This window comes from Bradyrhizobium sp. HKCCYLS3077 (assembly GCF_051167555.1).
Classification (GTDB): Bacteria; Pseudomonadota; Alphaproteobacteria; order Rhizobiales; family Xanthobacteraceae; genus Bradyrhizobium.
In genome coordinates this window covers 360,639-384,141 of sequence record NZ_JBNPTH010000007.1, presented here as the reverse complement: position 1 = coordinate 384,141, position 23,503 = coordinate 360,639, and the positions used below count along the sequence as shown (strand labels likewise).

General features: G+C 58.7%; 17 protein-coding genes. 10 read left to right on the top strand and 7 right to left on the bottom strand.

Going from position 1 to position 23,503, the window contains the following annotated elements; all coding sequences use genetic code 11:
• Positions 1-12 precede the first annotated feature (12 nt).
• Both ACQR0Z_RS27705 and ACQR0Z_RS27700 read right to left on the bottom strand, forming a co-directional pair.
• Positions 13-1,062 carry a class I SAM-dependent methyltransferase gene (locus ACQR0Z_RS27705; RefSeq protein WP_434920741.1) on the bottom strand — a complete coding sequence of 350 codons (1,050 nt, stop codon included), beginning with the start codon at positions 1,060-1,062 and terminating at the stop codon, positions 13-15.
• A gap of 242 nt (positions 1,063-1,304) precedes the next feature.
• A complete protein-coding gene (locus tag ACQR0Z_RS27700; protein ID WP_434920740.1) occupies positions 1,305-2,084 on the bottom strand; it encodes a metallophosphoesterase family protein in 780 nt (259 codons plus the stop codon).
• A gap of 304 nt (positions 2,085-2,388) precedes the next feature.
• Here ACQR0Z_RS27700 and ACQR0Z_RS27695 point away from each other — a divergent pair, with 304 nt between their 5' ends.
• The 6 genes from ACQR0Z_RS27695 to ACQR0Z_RS27670 all read left to right on the top strand — a co-directional run bounded on the left by ACQR0Z_RS27695 (position 2,389) and on the right by ACQR0Z_RS27670 (position 8,936).
• Positions 2,389-3,018 (top strand): hypothetical protein, encoded by a 630-nt coding sequence (locus ACQR0Z_RS27695; protein WP_434879656.1) that lies wholly within the window; start codon positions 2,389-2,391, stop codon positions 3,016-3,018.
• A gap of 38 nt (positions 3,019-3,056) precedes the next feature.
• Positions 3,057-5,324: a polysaccharide biosynthesis tyrosine autokinase gene (locus ACQR0Z_RS27690; protein WP_434879655.1), complete on the top strand. Its 2,268-nt coding sequence runs from the start codon at positions 3,057-3,059 to the stop codon at positions 5,322-5,324.
• 7 nt (positions 5,325-5,331) lie between these two features.
• Positions 5,332-6,051 (top strand): hypothetical protein, encoded by a 720-nt coding sequence (locus tag ACQR0Z_RS27685; protein WP_434879654.1) that lies wholly within the window; start codon positions 5,332-5,334, stop codon positions 6,049-6,051.
• 871 nt (positions 6,052-6,922) lie between these two features.
• A complete protein-coding gene (locus ACQR0Z_RS27680; RefSeq protein ID WP_434879653.1) occupies positions 6,923-7,525 on the top strand; it encodes a sugar transferase in 603 nt (200 codons plus the stop codon).
• A 230-nt stretch (positions 7,526-7,755) separates the two neighbouring features.
• Entirely contained in the window at positions 7,756-7,968 is a 213-nt protein-coding gene (locus ACQR0Z_RS27675; RefSeq protein ID WP_434879652.1) for a hypothetical protein, read from the top strand.
• A gap of 326 nt (positions 7,969-8,294) precedes the next feature.
• Positions 8,295-8,936 (top strand): transglutaminase-like cysteine peptidase, encoded by a 642-nt coding sequence (locus tag ACQR0Z_RS27670; protein WP_434879651.1) that lies wholly within the window; start codon positions 8,295-8,297, stop codon positions 8,934-8,936.
• A gap of 159 nt (positions 8,937-9,095) precedes the next feature.
• Here the strand turns inward: ACQR0Z_RS27670 and ACQR0Z_RS27665 are convergent, their stop codons facing one another.
• Both ACQR0Z_RS27665 and ACQR0Z_RS27660 read right to left on the bottom strand, forming a co-directional pair.
• Positions 9,096-10,439, bottom strand: a complete 1,344-nt coding sequence (locus tag ACQR0Z_RS27665; protein WP_434920739.1) for an O-antigen ligase family protein — start codon at positions 10,437-10,439, stop codon at positions 9,096-9,098.
• 74 nt (positions 10,440-10,513) lie between these two features.
• Entirely contained in the window at positions 10,514-11,836 is a 1,323-nt protein-coding gene (locus tag ACQR0Z_RS27660) for a polysaccharide biosynthesis/export family protein (RefSeq protein ID WP_434879649.1), read from the bottom strand.
• Positions 11,837-12,283: 447 nt separating this feature from the next.
• On the opposite strand from ACQR0Z_RS27660, the gene ACQR0Z_RS27655 reads away from it, so the two are divergent.
• Entirely contained in the window at positions 12,284-12,604 is a 321-nt protein-coding gene (locus ACQR0Z_RS27655; RefSeq protein ID WP_434879648.1) for a hypothetical protein, read from the top strand.
• A 227-nt stretch (positions 12,605-12,831) separates the two neighbouring features.
• Here ACQR0Z_RS27655 and ACQR0Z_RS27650 read toward each other — a convergent pair whose 3' ends face one another.
• From ACQR0Z_RS27650 to ACQR0Z_RS27640, 3 genes are all read right to left on the bottom strand, one after another.
• Positions 12,832-15,054 carry an AAA family ATPase gene (locus ACQR0Z_RS27650; RefSeq protein ID WP_434920738.1) on the bottom strand — a complete coding sequence of 741 codons (2,223 nt, stop codon included), beginning with the start codon at positions 15,052-15,054 and terminating at the stop codon, positions 12,832-12,834.
• A gap of 416 nt (positions 15,055-15,470) precedes the next feature.
• A complete protein-coding gene (locus ACQR0Z_RS27645; RefSeq protein WP_434920737.1) occupies positions 15,471-16,601 on the bottom strand; it encodes a glycosyltransferase family 4 protein in 1,131 nt (376 codons plus the stop codon).
• A gap of 478 nt (positions 16,602-17,079) precedes the next feature.
• Entirely contained in the window at positions 17,080-18,543 is a 1,464-nt protein-coding gene (locus ACQR0Z_RS27640) for an oligosaccharide flippase family protein (RefSeq protein ID WP_434920736.1), read from the bottom strand.
• A gap of 599 nt (positions 18,544-19,142) precedes the next feature.
• Between ACQR0Z_RS27640 and ACQR0Z_RS27635 the strand changes: the two genes are divergently transcribed.
• Genes ACQR0Z_RS27635 through ACQR0Z_RS27625 form a run of 3 tightly spaced genes read left to right on the top strand, consistent with a single transcriptional unit; the run spans position 19,143 to position 23,500 of the window.
• Positions 19,143-20,228, top strand: coding sequence for a glycosyl transferase family 1 (locus tag ACQR0Z_RS27635; protein ID WP_434920735.1), 1,086 nt, complete (start codon positions 19,143-19,145; stop codon positions 20,226-20,228).
• Positions 20,229-20,230: 2 nt separating this feature from the next.
• Entirely contained in the window at positions 20,231-21,241 is a 1,011-nt protein-coding gene (locus tag ACQR0Z_RS27630) for a glycosyltransferase family 2 protein (RefSeq protein WP_434879643.1), read from the top strand.
• A 27-nt stretch (positions 21,242-21,268) separates the two neighbouring features.
• Positions 21,269-23,500 (top strand): glycosyltransferase, encoded by a 2,232-nt coding sequence (locus ACQR0Z_RS27625; protein WP_434879642.1) that lies wholly within the window; start codon positions 21,269-21,271, stop codon positions 23,498-23,500.
• Positions 23,501-23,503 lie beyond the last annotated feature (3 nt).

The following is a 23,503-nucleotide window of genomic DNA, read 5'->3' as shown; positions in this document are numbered from 1 at the left end:
GGTCCTGAAGCTTCATCGCCGGCCGACGCGTCGCAAGAGCTTGCTAACCCGAGCCGGTGTCGGCCAGCGTACGCGCCTTGCAACCGACCCGACGGTCAGGGTCGGCGCGACAAGAAGTTCGTAGCCGCTGCGCACGCGATGGGGTAGCGTGTCAGGTTCGACACGCTGATAGCAGCCAAGAAATCCTCCGATGACGTGGCGTCTGACGAAGCCCGCGCGTTTGAGGCGGCGGTCGAGATCGAATTTGTTGTTGTGTAGATGCCATGCGGTCGCCTCATCCGCTGAGCGCGTGTCGAAATTCGCGAATAGCCAGCCGTTCGGCTTGATTGAACGATGTAGTTGAACGGCTGTCGCGTCGAAATCGCGGACATGAACAAGAACATCGAAAGCTGTGACCACATCGAAGCTGTGATCCGGAAGCTGGCTATGGTTGAGGTCGATAATCTTGATCTGGTCTTGATGGCGTTGAAAGCGCCAGGCGGCATACCGCAGCAACGGACGTGAAATATCGGCGATCGTGACATCGAAAGAGCTGCGCCGAAAGAATTGGGCGTTCACTCCAATTCCAGAGCCGAAATCAAGGAGATTTCCGCTCACCTGCAGGTCTTCGAGAAATCTCAGGACGGCAACGGCCTGCGGGAATGCATATCCCGTCGTCTGCAGATAGGCGTACCAAGCGAGGTCATACTTCCAGGACGTCAGCGTGTCATAGAAGTCCTGCAGCCCCTCGGGCGTGGAGCGATCCGCGGAGCTCCATTCATCGACGCTCAGCTGCTCCCAGTTAATACACTTGTCGTAGGCGGCTTCCACGGCTTCGGAATGGAATTCCGCCAATTCGGCCAGAATGGCGGAGCGGCAATCGGAATCGGTGGCGATACAGTCTCGTAACCGCTTTATGTTTCCATTGAGGTAAGCGTCGCGTTGGTCCGCCGACCACGTGTCTGGATCAGGAGCTGGCGCAAGCACCGGATCGATGTGCTGCCCCTGGCTTGTTTGCAGCGGCTGGATCAGCAAGCCGGCAAGCCGAGCACACGCCCCATTTTGCCGGGTGCTCCTGGGCATCCCTTGTTCCTGGCCATCAGAATGGCGTCTCAGCACGCAATCAAAGACGGGACGGCCTGCTGCATTGATGGCCGAATTTTAGCGCGGTATTGCCAAGATTGCAAAGCTCGGCGGTGGCGGTCCGCAACATCGGGAAATCAAAGCCCAAGCGGCCCTGAGGCCAGACAGTCCAAGGATACCACGCCTCAGCTTGGCCAAGGAAGGGTCTAGCGCGATCACCGCGTCCAGAACGTAATTATCGCTCAGCTGGCTGGCGTCAGGGTATCAATCAGAGAGAGGGAACTTTCTTCGAGCACCAGGCAGGTGAGACGTCCCGTCGCAAATGCGCCAGTGTCGATATTGACGCGGTTGGTCCGGACCTCGACCGTCTTGGTCGGCGTATGGCCATGGATGACGATCTTGCCGAACTCGCCCTGCATGTCAAGGAATTCACCTCGGATCCAGAGCAGGTCCTCCTCTGCCTGCTGCGACAGTGCCACGCCAAGCCGGACACCCGCGTGAACGAAAAAAAAGTCGCCGAACGTGCAGCTCGCCTGTAAGTTGCGAAAGAACTGCATGTGCTTGCTGCCGAGAGCAGCATGAAACGTGGCCTGAGCCTCGGGTACGGACCTGGTGGGGCCGCCCCCCAGAAAGCCTGGCATTACGCCATATGAGACGAGCGTCTCGAAACCGCCAAGTCTCATCCAGCGATCGAACGCAATCCGGTCGGTGAGGCTACGAAGGGCGAGCGCTTCGTGGTTGCCCTTGAGGAAGACGCATTCGTAAGACCCGGCATGCTCGACCAGGCGCTCAATGGTCTGCTTTGATGCCGGGCCGCGATCGATATAATCCCCAAGAAATATGAAAATTGGCCGTGCGGCGGGCCGCGCGGCCATATCGCGCTCGACCTGTCCAAGCAGCCCCTCCAGCAGATCAAGGCGGCCATGAATGTCCCCAACGGCATAGACCCTTATTCCGGGCGGTAGCAGAGGACGTCGCCCGGATATGCTGAGCTGGTCGGCAGCGGAAAGGGGATAGGGCACGGGTTCAACTCGTTGCGGCAGATCGCCTTGCTCAGCTTTCCTTGGAAGAGGTACTTTAAAAGGTATATTGTCCGGGTTTATCAATTGGACGGTCCAATTGAGGCGACAGTCTGTTGAAGGTATTCTGGCACCATGTGCTGTTTTAACCTCGGCAATGCTGCATGTTCGATCCGTGTCCTTAAGCCTGCCAAGCTTCCCGAGCCAATCAACCATAGCTGCCGATCCAGGTTGATCTACAGCTATGGCTGCTATAGATTGGAACGAGCTTTTTTTCAAATCCAAACAAGTAGTTGGAGAGCGTTTCATGTCGGTCAATGGGGTGTTGAAGGCAATTTGCGCTCCTGTCTTCGTTCTCGCTGCAAGCCACGCCTGGGCCGGCACATGCGTCGATCCTGCGCTATCGCCTGCTGCGATCGCGCAGTTCAAGTCTGATCCGAAGTCGCTCGTGGCCCCCGAGAACGATACGCGTACGATTGAAAACCTTGTTCGAGACCTCGTCGGAACCGACGCAAAGCTCGGTGCCGACATCATTCAACTGGTTCCCGACACCACACCGCGCTTTCGATCCGCCATCGCCGCTGGTATGGCGCAGGGGGCAATAGCCTGTTCGAACGTGGACCAGGAAGCTGCCTTGTTGATCCAGCAGGCGGTCGCCAGCCTCGAAGATAGTGCGTTCCAAGCATCGTTCGCCGCGGTCGCAGGTGACCTGTCGACGGCTGCCGTTCAAGCAGCGGCCGCATCGGCGACCAGCGCGGTGGGAAGTGTGGTTATTACCAATCCCGGTGGTGCACGCATTCAGACGTCCTCCCCGCGTGGGGGAGGAGGGAGCACTGCCATCGCTCAGATCACATCTGTTGGCACCAGCATTCGCGCCATCAGCGGCACCAACTCGACCTCCACGACTGCAGCATCTCCCGTAAGCGCCAAGCGCTGAATTGCCTGACCAGCGACTGAGCCTGTCGAGGATTATAGATGAACGTCGCCGGCCCGTTTTCGCGCTACTCTGACACTCTCGCCAGTAGCAGCGTCTCTTCGTCCGGATCCGTTTCACTGCTCGACATTCGGGACTTTTTCAGCCGGCAATGGCGGCTGATCTTTCTGCTTACTCTGCTCGCGATCGGAGTCGGAGTTGCCTATCTCGCCGTGGCGCCCAAGCGCTACACGGCGCAGGCGGACATGATCATCGACACCAAGCGGGTGACGTGGAATCAGTCCTCGCTCGAGACGGAGAATCGATCGATCGATGACGCCGCAGTCGAGAGCGAAATCGAAACCACCAAGTCGGAACAGGTCGTTTCGGCTGTCATTCGTAACCTTCGTCTCACGGAAGACCCTGAGTTTATTGGAGCCGGTGAAGGTCTGAAACAGCGGCTGTTTGGTCTGGCGGGCCTGCCGTCTGGACCGGCCAGCGAGCCGACGAAGGAGGAGCTGCAGCAGCGCGCCATTGCCACCGTTAAGTCCAATCTGCGGATCACGCGACTGGGCCGAAGCTATATCGAGCAGATCGCCTACACCTCGCTCGATCCGGGTAAGGCGGCAAGAATCGCGAATGCATTTGCTGATGCCTATATTGAAGACCAGCTTCAGGCAAAGTTCGAGGCGACCCATCGTGCCAGCGTCTGGCTCGAGCAACGCATTGGCGAGCTGAAAAAGCAGGCCAGCGACGCTTTTCGCGACGTCCAGGACTACAAATCCCAGAACAGCATCATCATCGGCGTTGATGGCAAGCTGGCCAGCGACATCGAGCTTGATCAGCTGAGCACGGCCTTGGCAAAGGCGCGTGCCGATACGAGTCAGGCCAGGGCCCGGCTGGATCGAATCGAACGCGTGCTGGAGCAACGTCCCGACCCGAACAAGGAGAGCTTCAACATTCCGGATCCCGTCGTCACCGACGCGCTCAGCAGCCCGGTTATCACGAAGCTCCGGCAGCAATTCCTCGACGACAAGAACAAGGAAGCCGAGTGGAGCGCCCGATATGGCGCGGATCACCAGGCCGCCCGTAATCTGCGCGCCGAGATGGCCGCTTTGCAGCGTGCGATCTGGGATGAAGTCTCGCGCATTGCAGAGAGCTACAAGAGCGAACTTCAGATCGCCAAGAGCCAAGAAGAATCGATCGACAAGCGGATGCTGGATGTGTTTCAGCAATCGTCGTCGACGAGACAGTCGCAAGTCCGCCTTCGCGAACTCGAAACCGCAGCTAACACCTATCGCGGCATCTACGAGAGCTTCTTGTCGCGCTTCACGCAATCGGTCCAGCAGCAGTCTTTCCCGTCAACGGAAGCGCGGCTGGTGTCGTTGGCTACCCCCCCCAGCGCGCCCTCGTCCCCTAAGGCGGCGCTCACGATCGCGCTTGCGACGCTGTGCGGACTTGGATTGGGAGTCATGGCCGCGGTCGCACGCGAGCAGATGACCCGGCAAATCTATACGCGAGCCCAAGTCGAAAGCCTGCTGCGGACCAATTGCCTGGCCGTTCTACCGGCGTTCAGCCAAAGGAAAGTATCGCGGTCCAAACGCGGTACACGGCAGTCCGGCGCCTTTCGGCAGATCAGTGAAGTTGCGCCTTATTCCGCGACGGCAGAGGCCCTGCGCTATATCAAGGTCGCGATCGACTTGAACCCCGCTGGCGGTAAGGTGATTGGGATCGTCTCGGCGTTGCCGGGCGAAGGCAAGACGACAGTTGCTGCGGGTTTTGCCGCGTTCGTAGCTAAGAGTGGCGCCAAGACTCTGCTGATTGACGGCGACCTCCGCAATCCATCGATGACGTCGACGCTGGGCTACGAAGATGTCCCAGGCCTTCTCGACCTCGTTGCGGGCAAATCCAGTCTCGGTGACCTCGTCATCAGCGATATGACGAACAAGTTTGACTTTGTTCCGGCTTCGACCCGCATCAAGCCCTCGAACAGTTCGGATATTCTTACGTCCTCTCAATTCAAGCAGCTGCTGAAGACGGCGAGAAACGATTACGATTATGTTCTGATCGATTTGCCTCCGATTCTGCCCGTGGTCGATGTCAAGGCGGCAGCTCATCTCTTTGATGCATTCGTGATGGTCATTGAATGGGGCAGCACGTCTTCAGATGACATCGTAAAGGCGGCCTCGGCGTCGTCCGTGGTCTCGGAGCGTCTGCTCGGTGCCGTACTGAACAAGGCCAATGAAGCCATCATGCGCCGCTTCGAAGGTTATTCCGACAGGCACTATAATTATTACACGAACGAGAAGCCGGCCGAGGAGACGGTCTAACTTCTTCATGGTGTCGGTGCGCACGAACTTCACCCGAACTGTCCTGAACGCGATCCTTGTGCTGATGGGCTTGTCGGGCTCGGCCTGGGGTCTTCTCTCGGCCAAGGACGCTGCCATCTCCGACGATTTTGCCACCGTCGAAGCACGGCTGCTCCGATTTGAAACGTTCAACCCCGACGCGGCGACCCGCGCGCTTCAGTTGGCCCAGGACAATCGAGTAAGCGCCTGTGACAGCCACGCCCAGCATACTCTGCTGCTGCTCGAGATCCCCCTGTTGGACGCCGCGCTGCGCGCGGGGGCAGGCAAGGAGTTCGATGAGCGAATGGCGTCCATGGAAGCCCGCACCCGGCTGGCATTGAGTTGTGCACCCCGGGACTCGTTTGCCTGGCTGGTCGCGTTTGGACTCGCCATTGGTCACGGCCGTCTGGACGAGGGCGCATTCTCCTTGCTTGTGAGGTCCTACAAGACTGGCCCAAACGAGGCCTGGATTGGGGTGCGACGGATGATCATCGCCGCGCCCGTTCTAACGCAAGCTCCGAAGGCCGCCCAGGCAGAGATTCTGGATGAGTTCGGAACGCTGGTAAGCCGGGGCTTTGTGGACGTAACCGCAAAGGCCTATCTCAGCGCACCAAGTGCCGCCCAAACCCTGTTGAAATCTCGCGTCGCCCAGCTCGATCCCCGGATGCAAACGTTGTTTGCCAAGGCCCTTGAATCGCTGCGAAGGTAGTCATCGTTGAAGCGGGCGCGTCATCGCAAGGAGCTCTATCGGAGCCTCTGGGCAAATGCAGGCCTCCGCGCGCTTGGTGCCTGCGCCCGGCGCGTCTGAGCCAAGTCAGGGAGTTGTCCTTGGATCAAGGCTTCCCGCAGCAGGCATGGCGAAGGCCAAAGTTCTCCACGCCGCGGCCCGGCAGGTTCGATGTGCCAAGCGCTGGCCGGGAGAGCGATCTCCGCTTTTTGAGAACGCGAATGAATCGCAGCTCTTCCAGGGCCGGGTCGTTGCGACGGACAGGGCCCCTTCCTCTGATGGTTGATAGTCTCATCCCGGCGGGGACGGGCGCCGAAAGGCGGCGCTTCCTCCGCTCTGAGCGCGTGCCATTGCTCAAGCGTGGCCGCAGGGCCAGCCGTATCCGGGAAACTACGGGGGGTGTCCTCGATCCTGACTTCGATGCTTTGCGGCCCAGAAACTCACATAGTTAATTTTAACCTTTCTCACCCTGCGGCGACCAATGATAGTGGTACCGGCAGGCGGTCGAAGTTCAGCGAGTGAGGGGTTAGGGATTGTGTTGCCCATACAGCACTGCAGGCGCCATTTCGCGGCGAGAGCCTGGGCGGCATCGCGGACCAGATCATCTTACGCTAATAATTTCATTAGCTTAAAATTTTTAGCTTAACAGAAGGTTGCCTCCGGGAATGCTTCAGCGAAAATTGTGCAGCGCGAATCGATCTGATAAAAAAATCGTTAAAGGAGAGTAACGAAAGTTATTCAACGAGGGCCTACGATATTTTGTTTTCGGAGTACCCATATGAACAGTTTATCAGATACACGCTCGGATTTAAGGTATTCTACAGTTGTAGGTTCGCCTGCTCCGGTTGGAGTAATGTCCAAGCGTATTGTGGATATTGTTCTTGCGCTTAGCGGGATCATTCTACTGGCGCCGTTGCTTTTGATTTGTTACGTCGCGGTCGTTTTGTCTTCTCCGGGGCCCGCGCTATTCCGTCACAAGCGGGTGGGATTTAGCGGTAGGACCTTCGAGTGCTTGAAGTTCCGGACCATGGTGCCGGATGCATCAGAGCGTCTTCAGGAGCTCCTTGAGGCCGATCCCGCCGCTCAGGCCGAATGGGCTGCGACCCGCAAGCTGCAAAATGATCCCCGTGTCACCGCGATCGGCGCGCTCCTGCGCAAGTCGAGCCTCGACGAGCTGCCGCAACTCTACAACGTGCTCAGGGGCGAAATGAGCATCGTGGGGCCTCGTCCCGTGACCGAGGAGGAGCTGGATCGTTACGCAACGTCCCTGGACTCCTATCTGTCATGCCGCCCGGGAATTACCGGGTTGTGGCAGGTGAGTGGCCGCAGCGGCACGAGCTACGAGAAGCGCGTCGCCTGCGACGTCTATTACGCGCACAATTGGTCGATGGTGCTTGATGCCAAGATCATCGTGGTGACAATCCCGGCCTTGCTCTCGACGGATGGGGCATGCTGATCCGTGTCCCGTGCGCCAAGTGAATGCCGAAATCAGTCCCCACAACGGATGGCCTGAGACGGCCACGGTCTTCCAAGGCTGCCGCGGCGCGGGATCAAGCGGCTGCGCCGCCCTCGGAAGCGGGACATAATGAGCCTTCAGAACACCTGCTCTTTACGTTAATTATTTGAAAACATTGCTCGTTTCTCGCTTTGCGCTTATCTCTCCGGGAGCCGCGAAGAATGAGCCGAATGAGCGATTTTCGTTCCGCAGATCGAACCAAAGGGCCGCGCGGTCAGCAGGGGGCGTCTTTGACGTTAAGGCGGAAGCTTTCTATTGCCGCGCTCGTGTTGACGATTCTGCTGGCCATGACGATGTGGCTGGCATTGCTCGGCTGGGGTACCATGGAAGTCGTGTTGACCGCGATGTCAGCAGTCGAGAAGATCTGGACCTCAGCCTTCTGATCACGGATTGACAGCGCTGGACTTGGCCCATCGGTTATCGGCTGCCCTTCGGGGCTGCAGCTCGCGTAAGCGCCCAAGGCATCGGACCGAGCGCTGACGATTTGGCTCTGCGGCGTGTCTGAGGCGACCAACTCAGCACAACGTGCATCGCGGGAGACAGAGCCGCTGCCCACGGCTGGCCGGCCCAACAATTGCTTATCGTAAACAGTTGCTTATCCTAGACAGTTGTCTGCCCCGTCCTAGGCAAAAATTTACACCCTTGCGGGACAATGAACACGGTTGGCGTACGCGTTGGCGGTCGCATGTTGCTCATTGAGGTGTCGCGCATGGCGCAGATCTGCAAGATTTTCATGTCGACGCTTCTGGGAGTGACCCTGTTGAGTGGCGACGCTCTCGCGCGTAACCGGGTGTCGCACGACCCGGTTCAGCAATCCTCGATCCCGGAGGGCGGGGCGACGCTGGCGCCATTCCAGCATGTGAGATTCTGCATTCGCTATCCTGCAGAGTGTAAATCGGACGCGGAAAGCAAAAGTCGAATCGAGCTTGATCCCTCAATCCTCGAGCTGCTCGCGCGAATAAACCGCGACGTCAACGTTGCAATCGCGCCGACGAACAAGAGCTATGATACCAATCTGTCCGACGGCTGGAGGCTCGCGCCCAGTTCGGGTGACTGTAACGACTATGCAGTGACCAAGCGCCACGAACTCGTCCAGATCGGTATTCCTGCGAGGGCGCTCCGTCTCTCCGTGGTCAGGACCTCTTCCGGAGTTGGGCACCTTGTTCTTGTCGTTGCGACGACAAAGGGCGACCTCGTCATGGATAATCTGACAGAGACGATTAGGAACTGGGAGAGTACCAATTACGACTGGATCAAGATCCAGTCGGCGCGTGACGCGCGATTCTGGAGCGAGGTCAAGCCGGACGGCGCAATGTCGCGGGCCCGTCACCTGCGCATAGCAGGCCGCTAACTCCCATCCGGCCGCTTTCTTTGCTCAGACTTTCCCTTGCGCCGCTCCGCCGGAGGGCAGCCGTCGAGAGGCGGAAGCTATAAAGAAGGCTGAGGCATCAGTGCGCGCAAGAATCAGGGCGCCTTTATCCCAAATCCGTGCTGCGCCGCAATTAGAGAATTAGCACGCCAGTGACGCCTCACCATGTTCAGCCGTCGCCCGGGCCAAGCCAGATCCGAGGAGAATCGAGAACGGAATCAGATAGCCTGGTATCTGCAGCGAGAAGTCGATCAGTGAGTGCAAAAAGGTCAGCGCCACGACGCCCAGTACAGCGAATGCAGAACCCTCACTTCGATCCCTTGTTCTCAGTGAATAACGAAACAATATCACGAATGACCCGACGGCGGCCGCCAAAACCATGACGCCGATCGGAAGTCCCATCTCCAATGCGATCTCGATCGGAGTGGAGTGGGCGGATTCCCATACGCCCCAACCGCTCAGATCGGCGCTTCGCACCGAAGGAAAGACGTCTGCAAACGTTCCAGCTCCGTAACCCAGGAGAGGGCGGGCCAAAGTCGCCCCGATACTCGCGACATAGACGCTGAAGCGGCCGTCATCGAATAGCCCGTGACTGCCAATACGGCCGCTTTGTCCGAGCCATAAGACAATGACGCAAATCGCCAGTGCAGCGACCGGAAGTGCATACGACAGGCGAAAGTTGAAAGTCTTTCTAACAAGAAGGAACAGGGCGAGAAAGGCACCTATACTGGTGCAGATGAGGCCTCCCCGCGAGGTTGTGAGGAGCGTGGCGCAAAAGCACAGCAGGGCCGCCGCAAAGAACAGCAGCGACCTGAAGGCGAGGGTCTCGTTCCAGGGCATGAGCAGCAGGAAGCGAATCGTGGGCGCTTCGATAACCCGCAGCGAGAGCACCGCCCTGCATAGCCACAAGATGAAGCCGACCCCCATAAAGGTCGCCGCCGTGTTACGGTTGATGAAGGTTGCCGTCAGCATACCCTGATACGCCTCCTTGGTCTCCCAGAGAACCAGGTTCGGCGTGAGAACCAGAGCCGCGATGCCATAAACGGCATAGGTCAAGATGACATAGCGCGCGACGCGAAACAGCGTATCGGTCCGACGACGCGACACCCCGACGAAAAACCCGTTCAGAACCCCGGCCCCGAGCAGCAAAAGATGCCCAAGGGCCTCACGTGTGATCTGCGCGCGTGCTGAGATCCGCTGCGGCAGCTGGAGGCCGAGCAATTCGTTGGCACTGCTCCAACTCGGATCAGCAAGCCGGCCGAAGAAACCCGGGACAATTTGCAGGCCCATGACACCGGCGTACACCCCGCAGCCCGTCAGAAAAACCAGCAACAGCCGCACCTGATTGGTGCTGAGGGGAATGCTGAGTCCAAGGATCACACCCAGCGACAAAACGACGACCCATATGACGACCGCGAGCTGGTCGACCGAACCGAAAAACAGGGGAGCGAGCGAAAATGCTCCCAGCGTCAACCAGAGCTGCAACGACCTCGCCATCCGCAGCGCAAATCCGGAGCGTTAACTGATCACGACGCCGTAGGGCTCGACAGCCTCTAGGCTTACCACCTGGTCTTGACCGCCGTGTTCACGCTCGTGACGGCGGCTGCCGTATTTCCAGTCGCGTTGGCCGTATTATTGATCAGGGTCAGCAGCTTGTAGTAGTCGACCACCTTCGCGTTCGCGACATACATGACGTCCTTGGTACGCATCTGGAAGCCAGAGGCCAAGAGAAGGCCTGATGGATCACGCAAGTTCACGTGATAGATTGTCGGAATCCGATCGTAGGGGAAACGATTGGTGTCGATTCCGAACTTCTGCAGCAACGGCCGATCCTCATAGCGGTAGATGAACACTTCGGCCGGATCGGACTGGTTATCATTGAGGCCACCCGCCTTGCCTATCGCCTGTGCGAGGGTCAGCGTCTCGGTGTCGAAGGCAATTTCGGAATTGAAACCGAAGACGTTCTGGTTGAGTGCCCCAAGCGCTGTAAAGGTCGGCGACTCGCGGGTGATGAAGATGACGTCATTCGGTCGGATGAAGATATTCTCATTCGGGTCGTGAACGATCCGGCTGAGGAGTACCTTCACCCGCTTCCCATCACGCTGCAACGTAATGTAGCTTTCAATCGCTTCATATTTGGGACCGCCGGCGCGTGCGATCAGCGCGAGCAGACGCTCGCCGACGCTGTTCAATGCTAGGACACCAGGGGTGTTGACGTCGCCCAGCACGCTCACCACGCTCGAATGCTGCTGATTGAGGCTGACGACGACCTGAGGCTCGATGGCGCGGTTGCGCAGGCGGGCAACGATAGCCTGCTGAATTTCCGGGAGCGTCCGGGCCGCCGCTGGAATCTCCCCTGCATAGGGAACGTAGATGTTGCCGTTCTGATCGACGGCCTGCGGGGGCAGATCAACAAAATTGCCGGGACGCGCGCCGGCCGCCGTCGCAGGGGTAAAGAGACCACCGGGCGCGGCCTCGAAGATCGAAATGTTCAGAACGTCGCCTACGCCTGCGACCTGCACCGGCTTAGGGCGCTTGTCTGGAAATGCGCCCTGAAAGCTGATCAGATTCGGCTGCGACAGAAACCCAATGGTATCGGCGCTTACGTCGACCAGAGCGTAGGGCAGCGCGGCGTTGGATCGCAGGCCCGCGGTCGCCGTTGCCTCGATTGCATCGCTCTTAGGACCGGTTCCCGGCAGGAGCGCGCAGCCCTGCAATATCATCACGACGGCTAGGCCGCACGCAGCTCGCGACACAATCTTCAACTTCTTCACGGCCCCGGATGCGTTCAAATGCACGTTGGCTGAGCCTGCAGAGTAGGACGGCTCGAGATTGGCAGGTTTGCCGGTCCCGGTCCTGAAGAGTGAGCTCTCGGATGCCATGCTTTTCTGTCGACTTCATTGGGCCAAACCTGCGCTTGGCCGAGCCAGTCCCCAAGTGGCAGGACCCTACAGGCGGAGGAACTTGACCGAAAGTGCGGGGTGGCAAAAGCGCACCACTTTTGGTCACAAGTTGCAGATGTGCCACAGCACCCTCGAGTTGAAAGTGTCGCGTCGGAGGAACGTCCGGCGCGGATCTCCGCCCATTCGATTCCTGATTGTATTCGCTGAAATTCGACCGTAGGTTGTGTTTCGATTCGTGTGTTCGACCCCAGGACCTCCGCGCACACCACCGGGCCAACTCTCGTTAAGGTTTTCCTAGGAATTTGCGTGGAGGATGGGTCTCGGATGCCTCGTTGGAGCCTCGAAACGAGGTAACACGGCGGTGATTGTACGGTACTTTGAAACCTCCGAATCGTGGTATACTTGAGTTTCGGTTGGGGATCAGCCATGGGATACGCTGCGATTGCGCTTGCCACCCTGGGATTAGGCTTGGGCCTGACGTCCCGTGTCTGGGCTCTATTCCCGGTTGTCATGGTGCTGTTCCTGGCAACGATCACCCTCGCCATTCAGCAGGCGTTGGGCCTGATGGAAGCGACTCTTTATACCGTGCTCGCTCAATTGATCATTCAGGCCTGCTATTTTGTCGGGCTGGTGGTTCGAGTGACATTCGGACCGCCGCGTCAGCCTGCAGTCAAGCTTGCCCGTAAGCCGTCAGTTCAGGCCTTCGGAAATCTGCGGGCACACCGGCTCGGTCGACGTGCGACCTGAATGATTCTGCCACCGGACAGTCTGGGCGGCAGATTTTGTATTGGTCTCGCCGGCGGATTGCCTGACGGGCGTGCACGTTTGGTACTCTCTCGGCCAGAAGGGGGTCTTCTTGAGAAGTAAGCTTTTCAAGTCCTGTCGGCCGGATGAGACCGACCGCCGGAGAGCTGTCATACGGTTGTAGCTTTAGATCGAAGGTGTTTCCTCGACATCGCCAGCATGTTCTGGGCTCATGCTTCGCCGTAATATGTGTAGCTTCGCTTGGGCTGCCCTTCGAGACGGCGCAGGGCTGCTTCATCTACCTTGTTGAGAACCACTCCCACAACCTTATCGGTGACGATGGGCGACTCCGATAAGGCGGCAAGTACGACGGATGCTGGCGTATCGTTCCATTTGATCATGAGGATCAGCGCGTCGAACATCGAGGCTGTCGCCACGACGTCAACAACGGGAAGGATCGGCGGCAGGTCGACCAGAACGTAATCATAACGATCTTGAGCAGCTTTAAGAGCATCCAGCACGCGTGTCGAGTTCAGAATGTCGGCGCCGCTTGCGGGCCGCAGGTGCGCGCTCGCGGGCATGAAATCAAAGCCGTACGCAAGGCTGGAGATAACGATCTGCTCGAGATCAGATTGGCCGGCGGCCAGTTCCAACAGCCCAGGCTGCCTGGTATATTCGAGCATTCTGGTCATCGCTGGATTGCGAAGGTCGCCATCAACCAGCAGCACGCTGTGTTGGTTCTTCGCCAGGAAGGCCGCTAGCCCGGCCAAAGTGGTCGTCTTTCCCTCGCCGGGAACTGCCGAAACCAGCCCGATGATCTTACCGCCTGCCTTCTTCAGATCCAGTGCGAGCTTGATGGCGCGAAGCGCCTCGGCCGTCGCCGAGAACGGGCTCGCGTCGGCGAGCTGCCGGAACGCGGCGGCTTCGGCCTTCATCTTGTTACGTACGCTTAACCTAAGGCGTTTCCTGCGGGCAATTGGCAGCGTCGCGAGGCAGGGCTTCTGTGTGAGACGCTCGAGCTCTTTCCGGGTGCGCAAGCCGCGGCCGGTCCTGTGTCTTACGAGCGAAGCAAGGATCCCGAATCCCAGGCCGTATACAGCCGATAAGATCACGATTTGACTCGATATCGGCGCAACACGAAATCCGGGACCTGCCTCGTGGACGATCCTCGATGAGTTCTGCGGCAGCGGCTGCTGCTGCGCGGTTTGCGCGAACCGAGCCAAAAAAGTCGCATAGTTGGTCTGGTAGACCTTCGCCGTGCTTTCTAGTTCCCGTAGCTTGGCCTGCAATTGCCGGGTTTCCGCCGACTGCTGAAACACTTCCCCCAGCTTCTTGTTCAGTTCGTCCTCATGCGACTTGGCAATCTCAACCTGACTCTTGTACCCCTCGGCGAGGCGTGCAACCTCGTCCCAGATCGCGTGCCGGCGAGCTGCCATTCGGTCCCGCAACTGAACGGCGGCCTGGTGATCTGGCCCATACCGCGAACTCAGTTCGGATTCCTTGTTCTTATCTTGTAGAAAGTCGTCCCTGAGCCCATTGATCACGGGGCTCTTCAGTGCATCCGGCACTGACGGGGCGGCGGCGAGGTCAAGAGCCTGCCCCGTGCTGCGTTGCGCGAGAACGTGCGTAATCTGCTCCAGCTTCGATTGAGCCTGGATGGTCTCTCCGCGCGATTTGGCCAGCTCCTTACTGAGCTTGTCCAACTCGACCTCGCTCGCGAGTCGGCCTTGCGAGCCGAGGATGATCGCATTCTGGAATTTGAAATCCTGCACAGCCTGTAAGGAGTCCAGAACCTGCCGGTGTAGCTCCGCCACGCGCTTTTCGAGCCACCCTCTCGTTCGGACCGCGGTTTCGAAATAGGACTGCAGCTGATCTTCGATATAGGCCTGAGCAACGGCATTGGCGATTTCGCCCGCGAGAATGGGATCTTGCGAGGTGTAGGTAATTTCCTCGATGTAACTTCGTCCTACGCGGACGATGCTAAGGTTGCGGCTGACCGTCGCCACCGCGCAGCGCAGACGCGCTTCGCTCGAACGCAGGATCGAATCAGGCCCGGACAGAAACCTGAGCAGTCCGCGATCGGGGCATTCGAATTCAGGTCTTTGATCAAGATGAAGTCGCGATACGACTGTCGCGATGACTTTTTCAGACACCGTGGTTTCGATCTCGGTCTCGACCGCAGCGTCGTCGACGAGCAAGTTCTCGATGGTAAGGTCTGAGCGGATCCAGACATCCTTCTTGCTGCCAATCATGACGGAGGCTTGCGAGGCGTACTTCGCCGGGGTGAGAGCAATGTTGGCGAATCCGGCCCCGAGAGCCAAGGCCGTAGTCGTTATCATCAGGCGCCAATGGCGACGGAGAAATTCGCGCATTACGAGGAGAGCGCCTCGGGTGGAATCCGATTTATCGGCCGCGGCCGACAAGTTCGACTCCATCGTCTCGATTCCACTCATCGGGCGTACCCTTCTCAACCTCTCTACAGCAAGCATCCTTCAAGATCGCTCGCATATGTCGTTGCTTGCAAATGAGCCCGCCGAGATGCCCATCCGACGATGGGCGCCTCGTTCGCAAACCTCCGAGGTACCCCTTGTCTTCGGCAGATCCAGACACCGGTCAAATCAAATGGCTCGAATATGCCTTCCGCTTTCCTGCATTTCGATTTTTTTCCGAGACCATCGGGGACAAATATTGCCGAATTTTCAAGATGGTGGTAAAAACGTGATCAAGAGAGGCGGCCCGCCCCGATGTCCAGTGCAGAAGGTTGAGCGTCAGACCGTCCTGAGGCCCATCGGACCCGTTGATCAGGCTATTCCGCGAGTCGGAAGGACTAGGCTCACGCAGCGCCGCTCAAGGTGGGCCTGCCGTCAGATCAGGAGGCGAGCGCAGCCTCGTAATACTCGTCCCAGAAGCGTGACGCCTCCTGGCTTCCGAAGTGGATCGCGATCGTTTCGCGTGCCGCCACCCTCATGCGCGCGAGTGAACCTGGCTCTTCATAGGTTTGCATGATTGCCTCGAGCGCCTGCTGTGCCAGCCGTTCGACTTCGTCCGTAAATGTTGCCTCGAAGGCGGGGCTGTCGCGATTTGCCGCGTTCGATGCGACCCACTCTCCGTAGCGGTTGGTAGGCAAGTCGAGCAGAATGCCATTCTGGCGGTCGCAAATGAATTCAGGCAGCGCGCCTTGTCGCGTTGCGATGACCGGGCAGCCCACGGCCATCGCCTCCAGCGCGCTATAGCCGAACGTGTCGCTGAATGTGGTCAGCAGCGAAAAATCCGAGCGGCGAAAGAGGTCCGTGACCGCCGCATTGTCGATTGATCCCAAGAGCGTTATGGCCGGATGTTCAAGCCTGCGACGCCAGTCGTGGAAGTACCCCTCACGTAGCGGATCTGTCCAGATGCCCCGTCCCATGGTGAGTGTGGAGGCAATGGATATGTGCAACGGAACTCCACGCGCTGCACCTAATTCTGCAAGACGTATGGCGACGCAGCCCCCTTTGCGTGCGAAGTGATTGCCGACGAAGCTGACGCGAATCCGATCGGTGATCGGTGGTTCGTTGGACTCGACCCAGTCCGGAAGCGGGAGATTGGGATAACGCACCGTCGTCTTGGCGAGCAACACGTCTCTCTCAGCCGCATCAGCGTGCACGGCCTCGAAAATTCCCCGCGCGTGCTCGGAAATCGCGATGATGCCGCGGCAACGTCGGCTCGCTAATGATCTTCGCAACATCCCGAAATATGCGGTCTGCTCAAGCCCGTAAGCGCGAGGGAGGTGGGATTCAAACCCGATGATGTAAGGCGTTGTCCCGATCGGCAGGCGGTTGAATGCATGAACCAGATCGAAGTGGCGCGGAGGCAGAGGGTTGAAGAGGGTAATTCCCTCGACCTTCGTGCTAAGGTAGTTGAGAGGAAGGAACGTCCGATGCTCAATCCTGTGACGGCTGTGGCGCGGTCCGTTGAAGCGCCACGGATACCGCGTAGGCGTGAGAATAGAGAGCGTCTTCAACTCTGACCTTCCCGCGGCAACTGACGTTCCCGCACTCCATCACCGTCGGGCAGGCGCAACCTTAGTGCCAGGAAAAGAAAGGCCTTCGGGCAGGCGCGCTGCGCGGGCCGCAACGTAATTGATCGATATGGCATAATTTTCGTCTTGCGAACAAGATGGCGCGACCCAGGGCGATCGATTGAAGCCGCGTCGGCGATCAAACAACTTAAGAGGAGTGATCCGACATTATACCTCTGTTGGTTTAATTAGTTCCCTGAAGATACTCAAATCCCTGAGGATACTCAAAATCGGCACGTCGGCGACCCCAGACTGTGCGTAGTCAAGGCTGAAGAGTCCAGTTGCGGTCTGGTCTACGGTTAATTGGCGAGGTGTCTGGTGGCACTGCAATGCGCTGTTTCCTGTCAATTCATATCACGGTTGCAATCGTGAAAACGCGGGACGGCGCTGGAAAAGTTCCTGAAGGCTGAGGCGGCGTTGACTAGCGGCGCGTGAAGATCGACCGTCGGATGACGAGCACGTCCTCTCGAAGCTTCGCTCCAGGGAGGAGCGCCAACACGCCAATATATAAAACGACACCGATCACGACACATACGACGAAATCCAGGGGAGGCGACGTTCGGTCGGCTATCACCGTCCTGAGCGCAATGACGCCCGGAATCATGAACCCGGACGCCAGGAGCGGCTCGAGCGTTTGAGCGGCCGATTCTGCCTTCGGAATTCTACATGTCTCTAGGGCAAGATAGGTACAAATCACGCCACTTACGACGGTCCCTGCCGAGACCCCGGCAGCTATGCCAGCAGAGCCGAAGGCCAAACCGGTCGAAATCCCGATGAGTAGGAATAGCGAACGAACCAAGCTAATCTGAAATTCGACTTCGGTTCGCCCCACGCCGATGACCATAGCCGAGTTCAGAACGAACACCATCTGGACAATACCGAATGGAGTGAGGAGCGCGACCAACCTTCCTGTGCCGCGCCAAGCCTCGGTCAATGCAAGCTCGATGATAAGATCGGACGTCAGGGCGAGCCCGGTCAGAGCAGGGACAATGACCAGTAGTATCATTCGTAGCGAGCCGAAATAAAGCCTCGCGAGCTGCAGTCCATTGCGCTGGTTTTCGGCAACGGCGGGCATAATGGCGTAGTGGATGCCGCCAAGGATCTGACAAGGTATGTTGACCAACTGATAGGCGAGTGCATAGCGACCGAGTTCGCTTGGCCCCAACAGCGTTCCCACAAGGACATTGTCGAGGTTCGTTCCGAGGAATGTGATGACCTGGGAACCGACAAGACCAATGCCGAACCGCGCCCGGGCTGTCGCCGCGGAGAGGTCAAGCCTGAGGATCGGGAAAAACCCGGACGCTATGGCAAATACACCAACCCGCACCAGCCAAAGTGTCCACTGCTGCGCGACGAGTGCAAAGGAGCCCCAATCGCAATAGGCCGTGGCAAGAGCAACGGCGGCTCCGCCGACTGTCGAGAGTATGTCGGCGCAGGCAACGGCTTTGAAGCGCGCGGCTCTTTGAAGACGCGCAGAAGGAACGATGGTGGCCGAGGAAAGCAGGAACAGAGGTGCAAGGGCGAGGAGTATGCCGCCTAGAGCCGGCTGCCCAAGAAGGTCTGCTATCGGGTGGGCGGCAACGGCAAGCAAGCACGCCAGCGCCAGAGCAAGTCCCATGACGATCCAGAATACGCTTGATTCCAGCGTCCGCGTCAGCTCGGGAGCGCGCACCAGCGAGGCTCCCAGGCCGAGGTCGCTGAAGAGCATTAAAAAGAAGAAGAACGGAGTTGCCAGGGCGATACCGCCATAGGATGACGGTCCGAGGATCCGAGCAAGCACGGGGACCAAGACGAGCTGAAGCACGTAGCGGCATGCGTTTCCGACCGCAAGAACGGTTGTTCCTATGAAAACTTTTCTATTGCTCACGAGATGGCGGACACGCATGTGCAAGCGGCAAACTAAGTGCGCCCCTCGTAGCGGCGGGCGCGACCGGAAGTGTTTGCAGACGGAGGGGCCCGGGCGTCTGAAGCAACGGCTGCGTTCCTTGTGAGGATCCATTCATCTCCGAACGGCCTCGGCGCCAAATGGCTCATCGGAGCTGCAGGTTGAGCCGGTGCAGTATGGGCGGAGCGCCTGCCTTGTACCTGGGGCCAAGCCTTGGGCGTCGCGGGCGCGTCGAGCCGGGGCACACCTTCCGAAGTCCCAAAGCAAAACAGATTTAGCGGCTGCTTGACTTGATGGGTCTGAGGCTAATGGTTTCTGGCTCATGGTCGTGGCTGGCTGGTATCTACATTTCGTCCCGACAGCTGCAATGAAAGAGGTTGCGATAGGCGCGCAAGGAAGCAGTCGAAAAGCCGGCGTTTTTGTCCGAACCTTCCGATATTAGCCTTAATGGCAGGATCCGGCTGGTTTTATTTTGATCTGCTGGCCGCGCCCAATAAGTGTAGACCGGCGGGAACAGTGGCCAAGATGGAGAGGGCAAGCTGAAGATCGCCTACCTGGTTCACGATCTCTCGGATCCTGCCGTCCATCGGCGGACCCGAATGCTGAAGGCTGGCGGCGCCGATCTGAAGTTGATCGGCTTCAGGCGCAGCGCAGCTTCGATACGTGAGGTTGAGGGCTGCGAAGTTGTCGATCTCGGCGCGACAATGGATGGGGCCTTTGTTGCGCGCGTTTTGTCCGTCGCCTCGGCTCGTTTCCGCTTGGCCGTCTTGGCAGATGCTGTGCAGGACAGCGAGGTCGTTCTGACAAGAAATCTGGAGATGCTTTACCTCGGCGCAGCGCTCCGCCGCCGCTACGCCAAGCGAGCTGCACTGGTGTTTGAGTGTCTCGATATCCATAGGCTGCTGCTCGGAAGGGGGTTACCAAGCCGGCTGCTGCGGTCACTGGAGTCAAACCTCATGCGCGAGGTGGATCTGATCCTGACGAGTTCGCCGCGTTTCATCTCCGAATATTTCCGGCCAAGGAGGTTCCAGCGCCAGATCCAAGTTGTCGAGAACAAGTTGCTGTTTCCCGACACCGAGACACTCGCGCGTGCCTCGCGGCAACTCCCCGCCGGACCACCTTGGCGGGTGGGGTGGTTCGGAATGCTTCGGTGCCGCCGGAGTTTCGCAATTCTTGCAGCCGTTGCCCGCGAAGCGGCCGGCCTGGTCGAAGTGAGCATCGCCGGCCGGCCGTCGTCCAAGGAGTTTCCTGATTTTGATGACTTGGTCCGCCGCTCACCGCACGTGAGTTTTAGCGGACCCTACCGGTCCGATCAGCTGTCGAACCTCTACGGCGAAGTTCACTTCAGCTGGGCCGTTGATTTCTTCGAGCAGGGGCTCAACTCGTCCTGGCTCTTGCCGAACCGTATCTACGAAAGCTCGTATTTTGGGACCGTGCCGATCGCGCTGGACGGTGTCGAAACTGCACATTGGCTTGAACAAAGAGGTATTGGGGTAATCCTAAGGGGGGACCCGGAGCTTGAGCTGAAGGGGTTGCTGTGCCGATTGGTGCCTGAACGGTATAGAGATCTGGCCGCAGCAGTGGATCGTGTCCCCCCTTCCGATATCGCCGACACGAAGGACAGCTGCCGACAGCTTGTCGCGTCCCTCGCGGTGGCCCGCAACTTGGCACGTGAAGGATCTTGAGCATGTCGACTGCACGAAATACCACTGGCCAGCGGCGCTGCATTGTCGTGATCCCCTGTCTAAATGAGGAGGAGCACATTGAGCAGACGCTAAACCATTTCATCGCGGAGCCCGATGGCATCGTCTGCAAAATCGTCGTTGCGGACGGAGGCAGCACCGATCGAACAGCAGAAATTGTCGAACGATGTGCAGCGCGTGATAATCGTATCGTGGTTCTGCACAACCGTCGCAGGATTCAGAGCTGCGGCGTCAACAGGGCAGTCGAGGATTGGGGTGACAGCGCTCCCTTCCTGGTCAGGGTGGATGCGCATGCTGCCTATCCCGCAGGATTCTGCGCCAGACTGCTCGCGGCGCAGGAGGCAACAGGAGCTGATTCCGTCGTTGTCAGCATGATCGCCAAGGGCACAACCTGCTTTCAAAGGGCGACCGCCGCGGCGCAGAACTCGCTCCTCGGTAATGGCGGCTCTGCCCATCGACGCGCAGCCGACGGTCGCTTCGTGGATCACGGGCATCATGCGCTGATGAGCGTTGCCGCCTTCAGGGCGGTCGGAGGATACGACGAAACGTTCTCTCATAACGAGGACGCGGAGCTAGATTGGAGGTTGAAGCAAGCCGGATTTCGAATCTACCTGTGTGGTGGAGCGGACATCACCTACTATCCCCGAAGTTCGGCGCTTGCCTTGTTTCGCCAATATTGGAATTTCGGGCGCGGTCGTGCGAAGAACGCTCATAGGCATCGCGTTCTACCGAAGCTGCGGCAGATGGCGCCGATCATGGTCGGGCCGGCAGTGGCGCTGGCTCTGCTAGGCTTTTTCGTCCCGCTTTTCGCAGGCCCTGCAATCTTATGGGCGCTGATCTGCATCTTCTATGGATTTTCACTCGGCTTTCGTAAGGGACAGCCTTGCGAATGCGGGGCAGGACTAGCAGCAATGATCATGCATTTGGGATTTTCATTCGGCTTTCTGAATTATGCAGTCGGTGCGCTTCCCAAAGAAATCCGATCGAACAGCTGATTGGCCGCGAGTTGCCTGGAAATAGCAATGGCCCAAACTGAACAGGATGCATCCGGAGATGCAATCGACGTCAGTGTGATCGTCGCAAACTATAATGGCGAACGTTTTGTTGCCGACGCGATTCGTTCGGTATGCCGGCAGAGCCTACGCAATCTTGAAGTCATTGTTTGCGACGATGCCTCCACCGACGGCAGCGTGCAGCTGGTACAGCAGATCGGTGCTGCCGACGACAGGATCCGCCTCGTCCAATTGCAAAGAAACGCCGGTCCGGCGGCCGCGCGTAACCGCGCCCTCGACATTGCGAGGGGACGATGGGTCGCTATCATGGATAGCGACGATCTGGTGCATCCGGATCGATTCGAAGCTCTGATCAAGGCGGCCGAAAGCTGTCACGCTGATATCATTGCCGACGATCTGCTGGCCTTCGAATCCAGCCGGCAAACGCGCCCATATGCGGTGTTGAGAGGAAAATGGGCTAAAGAGGCGCATTGGGTTACAATCGAAGACTATGTGAGATCAAACAATTTTTATGGCCGCGGGCCGGCCTTGGGCTATCTCAAACCGATGTTTCGCCGCTCGCTGATCGAAGCCGGCAGGGTTCGCTACGACGAGCGACTGAGAATAGCCGAGGACTACGACTTCGTCTTTCGCCTCATGCTATCGGGTGCGAAGTTTCGCACCATACCCCGGCTCGGGTACTTCTATCGACGGCACAGCGGATCGATCTCACACCGGCTCAACACGGCGGTGCTGACGAGCATTCTCGATGTTGAGGAGGAACGGAAACAACAACAATCCCTGACCGCTCTGACGCCGGTCCTTCGCGCGCGCGAGCGCTCGGTCAGGCGAGCGCTCGCGTTCGAGAGACTGGTTCAGGCGATTAAGGCGCGGCAAGCGCTTCGGGCCGTGGCAATTGCGGCGAGAAACCCTTTTGCTGCCGCCCTGTTACGCCTTCCCGTGCGCGAGCTTTTCTTACGCCTGCTCGCCAAACCGCAGCCAAAACGCCCGGAGCGACCTCAGATCTGCGTGCTCAGTCGCCAACGGATCGTGGGCCGGACCAATGGCAGCTCACGCTATCTGCTGGATATCGTCGAGTTTCTGCGCGGACAAGCGGTGGACGTGCACTTGATCGTACCCTCGCCTGTTACCTTGGGACGATGGCCCTTCCTGAAGCTGTCGAGCGACATGGCCATGTTCAAATCCATCAAGATCCGGGGGACAATGCGCGTTGGTCGGTACATAATTACTTGCGATCCGCGCGTAGCAATGAAAGGGGTGTTGGGGTTGCTAGACCGCCTGCTCTATCGGGCAGGCCTGATATCGAGGCGGCTCTCGCAGCCCGCTCCCTATGCGGTATCCCAGGGATTGACGCGCGCGGATCAGCTTTTTCTAGCAACGGAAGCGGCCATCTGTGGGGATGTCCAGGTGGCCGATTACTGCTTTCTAACAGAAGCTTTCGCGTTCACACTCCGACCGGACGCGCGGCGGCTGGTGATCATGCACGATCTGTTTTCCAGCCGGTCCGATCCTGCCGCACTGGCGAGACTGTCACTCGACGAAGAGGTGCGGATGCTGGCGCGCGCAGAGACCATCGTTGCGATTCAACGCGATGAGGCCGCAGTGCTACAGCGTGAGTTGCCCTCGCATCAGATCATCGTTGCTCCCATGGCGGCGACCGCGGTGAGTCAGGCTGAGCCGGGTCGATCCGAGACCTTATTGTTCGTCGGGAGCTCGGCCGGGCCGAATGTGGACGGCATCCGTTGGTTCCTTGAGGCGTGTTGGCCCATCATTCGGCAGCGCAGGCCGGATGTGGAGCTTCAGATCGCAGGGAGCGTGTGCAACGCTCTCCCGGCAGCACCCGCCGGTGTCCGACTGCTGAACGTGGTCGACGATCTGGATGGTCTCTATTTGGAGGCTGGTGTCGTCATCTCGCCGCTACGTCTGGGATCGGGACTAAAGATCAAGCTGATCGAAGCGCTATCGAAGGGCAAGGCAGTGGTGGCGACCACGACAACGATGCAGGGGGTGATGGATGTTCTGGGCGAGTGCGCGATTGTTGAAGATGACGCCGCCGGTTTTGCGTCTGGCGTGGTTACCTTGATGGCCGATGTAGAAAAACGCCGTTTACTGGGCACCAAAGGCATCTCGGCGATTGCAGCGCATTTTTCCCCGGAGCGCTGCTATGGGGGCATCGTGTCGGCGCTGGGCGGTCAAGACGCAGTTCAACAGGTGTCGGCGGCGGATGCTCGGCATGATTAATTC

Bases quoted from the DNA above. Each gene is read 5' to 3' on its own strand.
- ACQR0Z_RS27705 (WP_434920741.1), bottom strand. From the start codon at position 1,062: ATGCCCAGGAGCACCCGGCAAAATGGGGCGTGTGCTCGGCTTGCCGGC.
- ACQR0Z_RS27695 (WP_434879656.1), top strand. From the start codon at position 2,389: ATGTCGGTCAATGGGGTGTTGAAGGCAATTTGCGCTCCTGTCTTCGTT.
- ACQR0Z_RS27690 (WP_434879655.1), top strand. From the start codon at position 3,057: ATGAACGTCGCCGGCCCGTTTTCGCGCTACTCTGACACTCTCGCCAGT.
- ACQR0Z_RS27685 (WP_434879654.1), top strand. From the start codon at position 5,332: ATGGTGTCGGTGCGCACGAACTTCACCCGAACTGTCCTGAACGCGATC.
- ACQR0Z_RS27680 (WP_434879653.1), top strand. From the start codon at position 6,923: ATGTCCAAGCGTATTGTGGATATTGTTCTTGCGCTTAGCGGGATCATT.
- ACQR0Z_RS27675 (WP_434879652.1), top strand. From the start codon at position 7,756: ATGAGCGATTTTCGTTCCGCAGATCGAACCAAAGGGCCGCGCGGTCAG.
- ACQR0Z_RS27670 (WP_434879651.1), top strand. From the start codon at position 8,295: ATGGCGCAGATCTGCAAGATTTTCATGTCGACGCTTCTGGGAGTGACC.
- ACQR0Z_RS27660 (WP_434879649.1), bottom strand. From the start codon at position 11,836: ATGGCATCCGAGAGCTCACTCTTCAGGACCGGGACCGGCAAACCTGCC.
- ACQR0Z_RS27655 (WP_434879648.1), top strand. From the start codon at position 12,284: ATGGGATACGCTGCGATTGCGCTTGCCACCCTGGGATTAGGCTTGGGC.
- ACQR0Z_RS27650 (WP_434920738.1), bottom strand. From the start codon at position 15,054: ATGAGTGGAATCGAGACGATGGAGTCGAACTTGTCGGCCGCGGCCGAT.
- ACQR0Z_RS27640 (WP_434920736.1), bottom strand. From the start codon at position 18,543: ATGCGTGTCCGCCATCTCGTGAGCAATAGAAAAGTTTTCATAGGAACA.
- ACQR0Z_RS27635 (WP_434920735.1), top strand. From the start codon at position 19,143: ATGCTGAAGGCTGGCGGCGCCGATCTGAAGTTGATCGGCTTCAGGCGC.
- ACQR0Z_RS27630 (WP_434879643.1), top strand. From the start codon at position 20,231: ATGTCGACTGCACGAAATACCACTGGCCAGCGGCGCTGCATTGTCGTG.
- ACQR0Z_RS27625 (WP_434879642.1), top strand. From the start codon at position 21,269: ATGGCCCAAACTGAACAGGATGCATCCGGAGATGCAATCGACGTCAGT.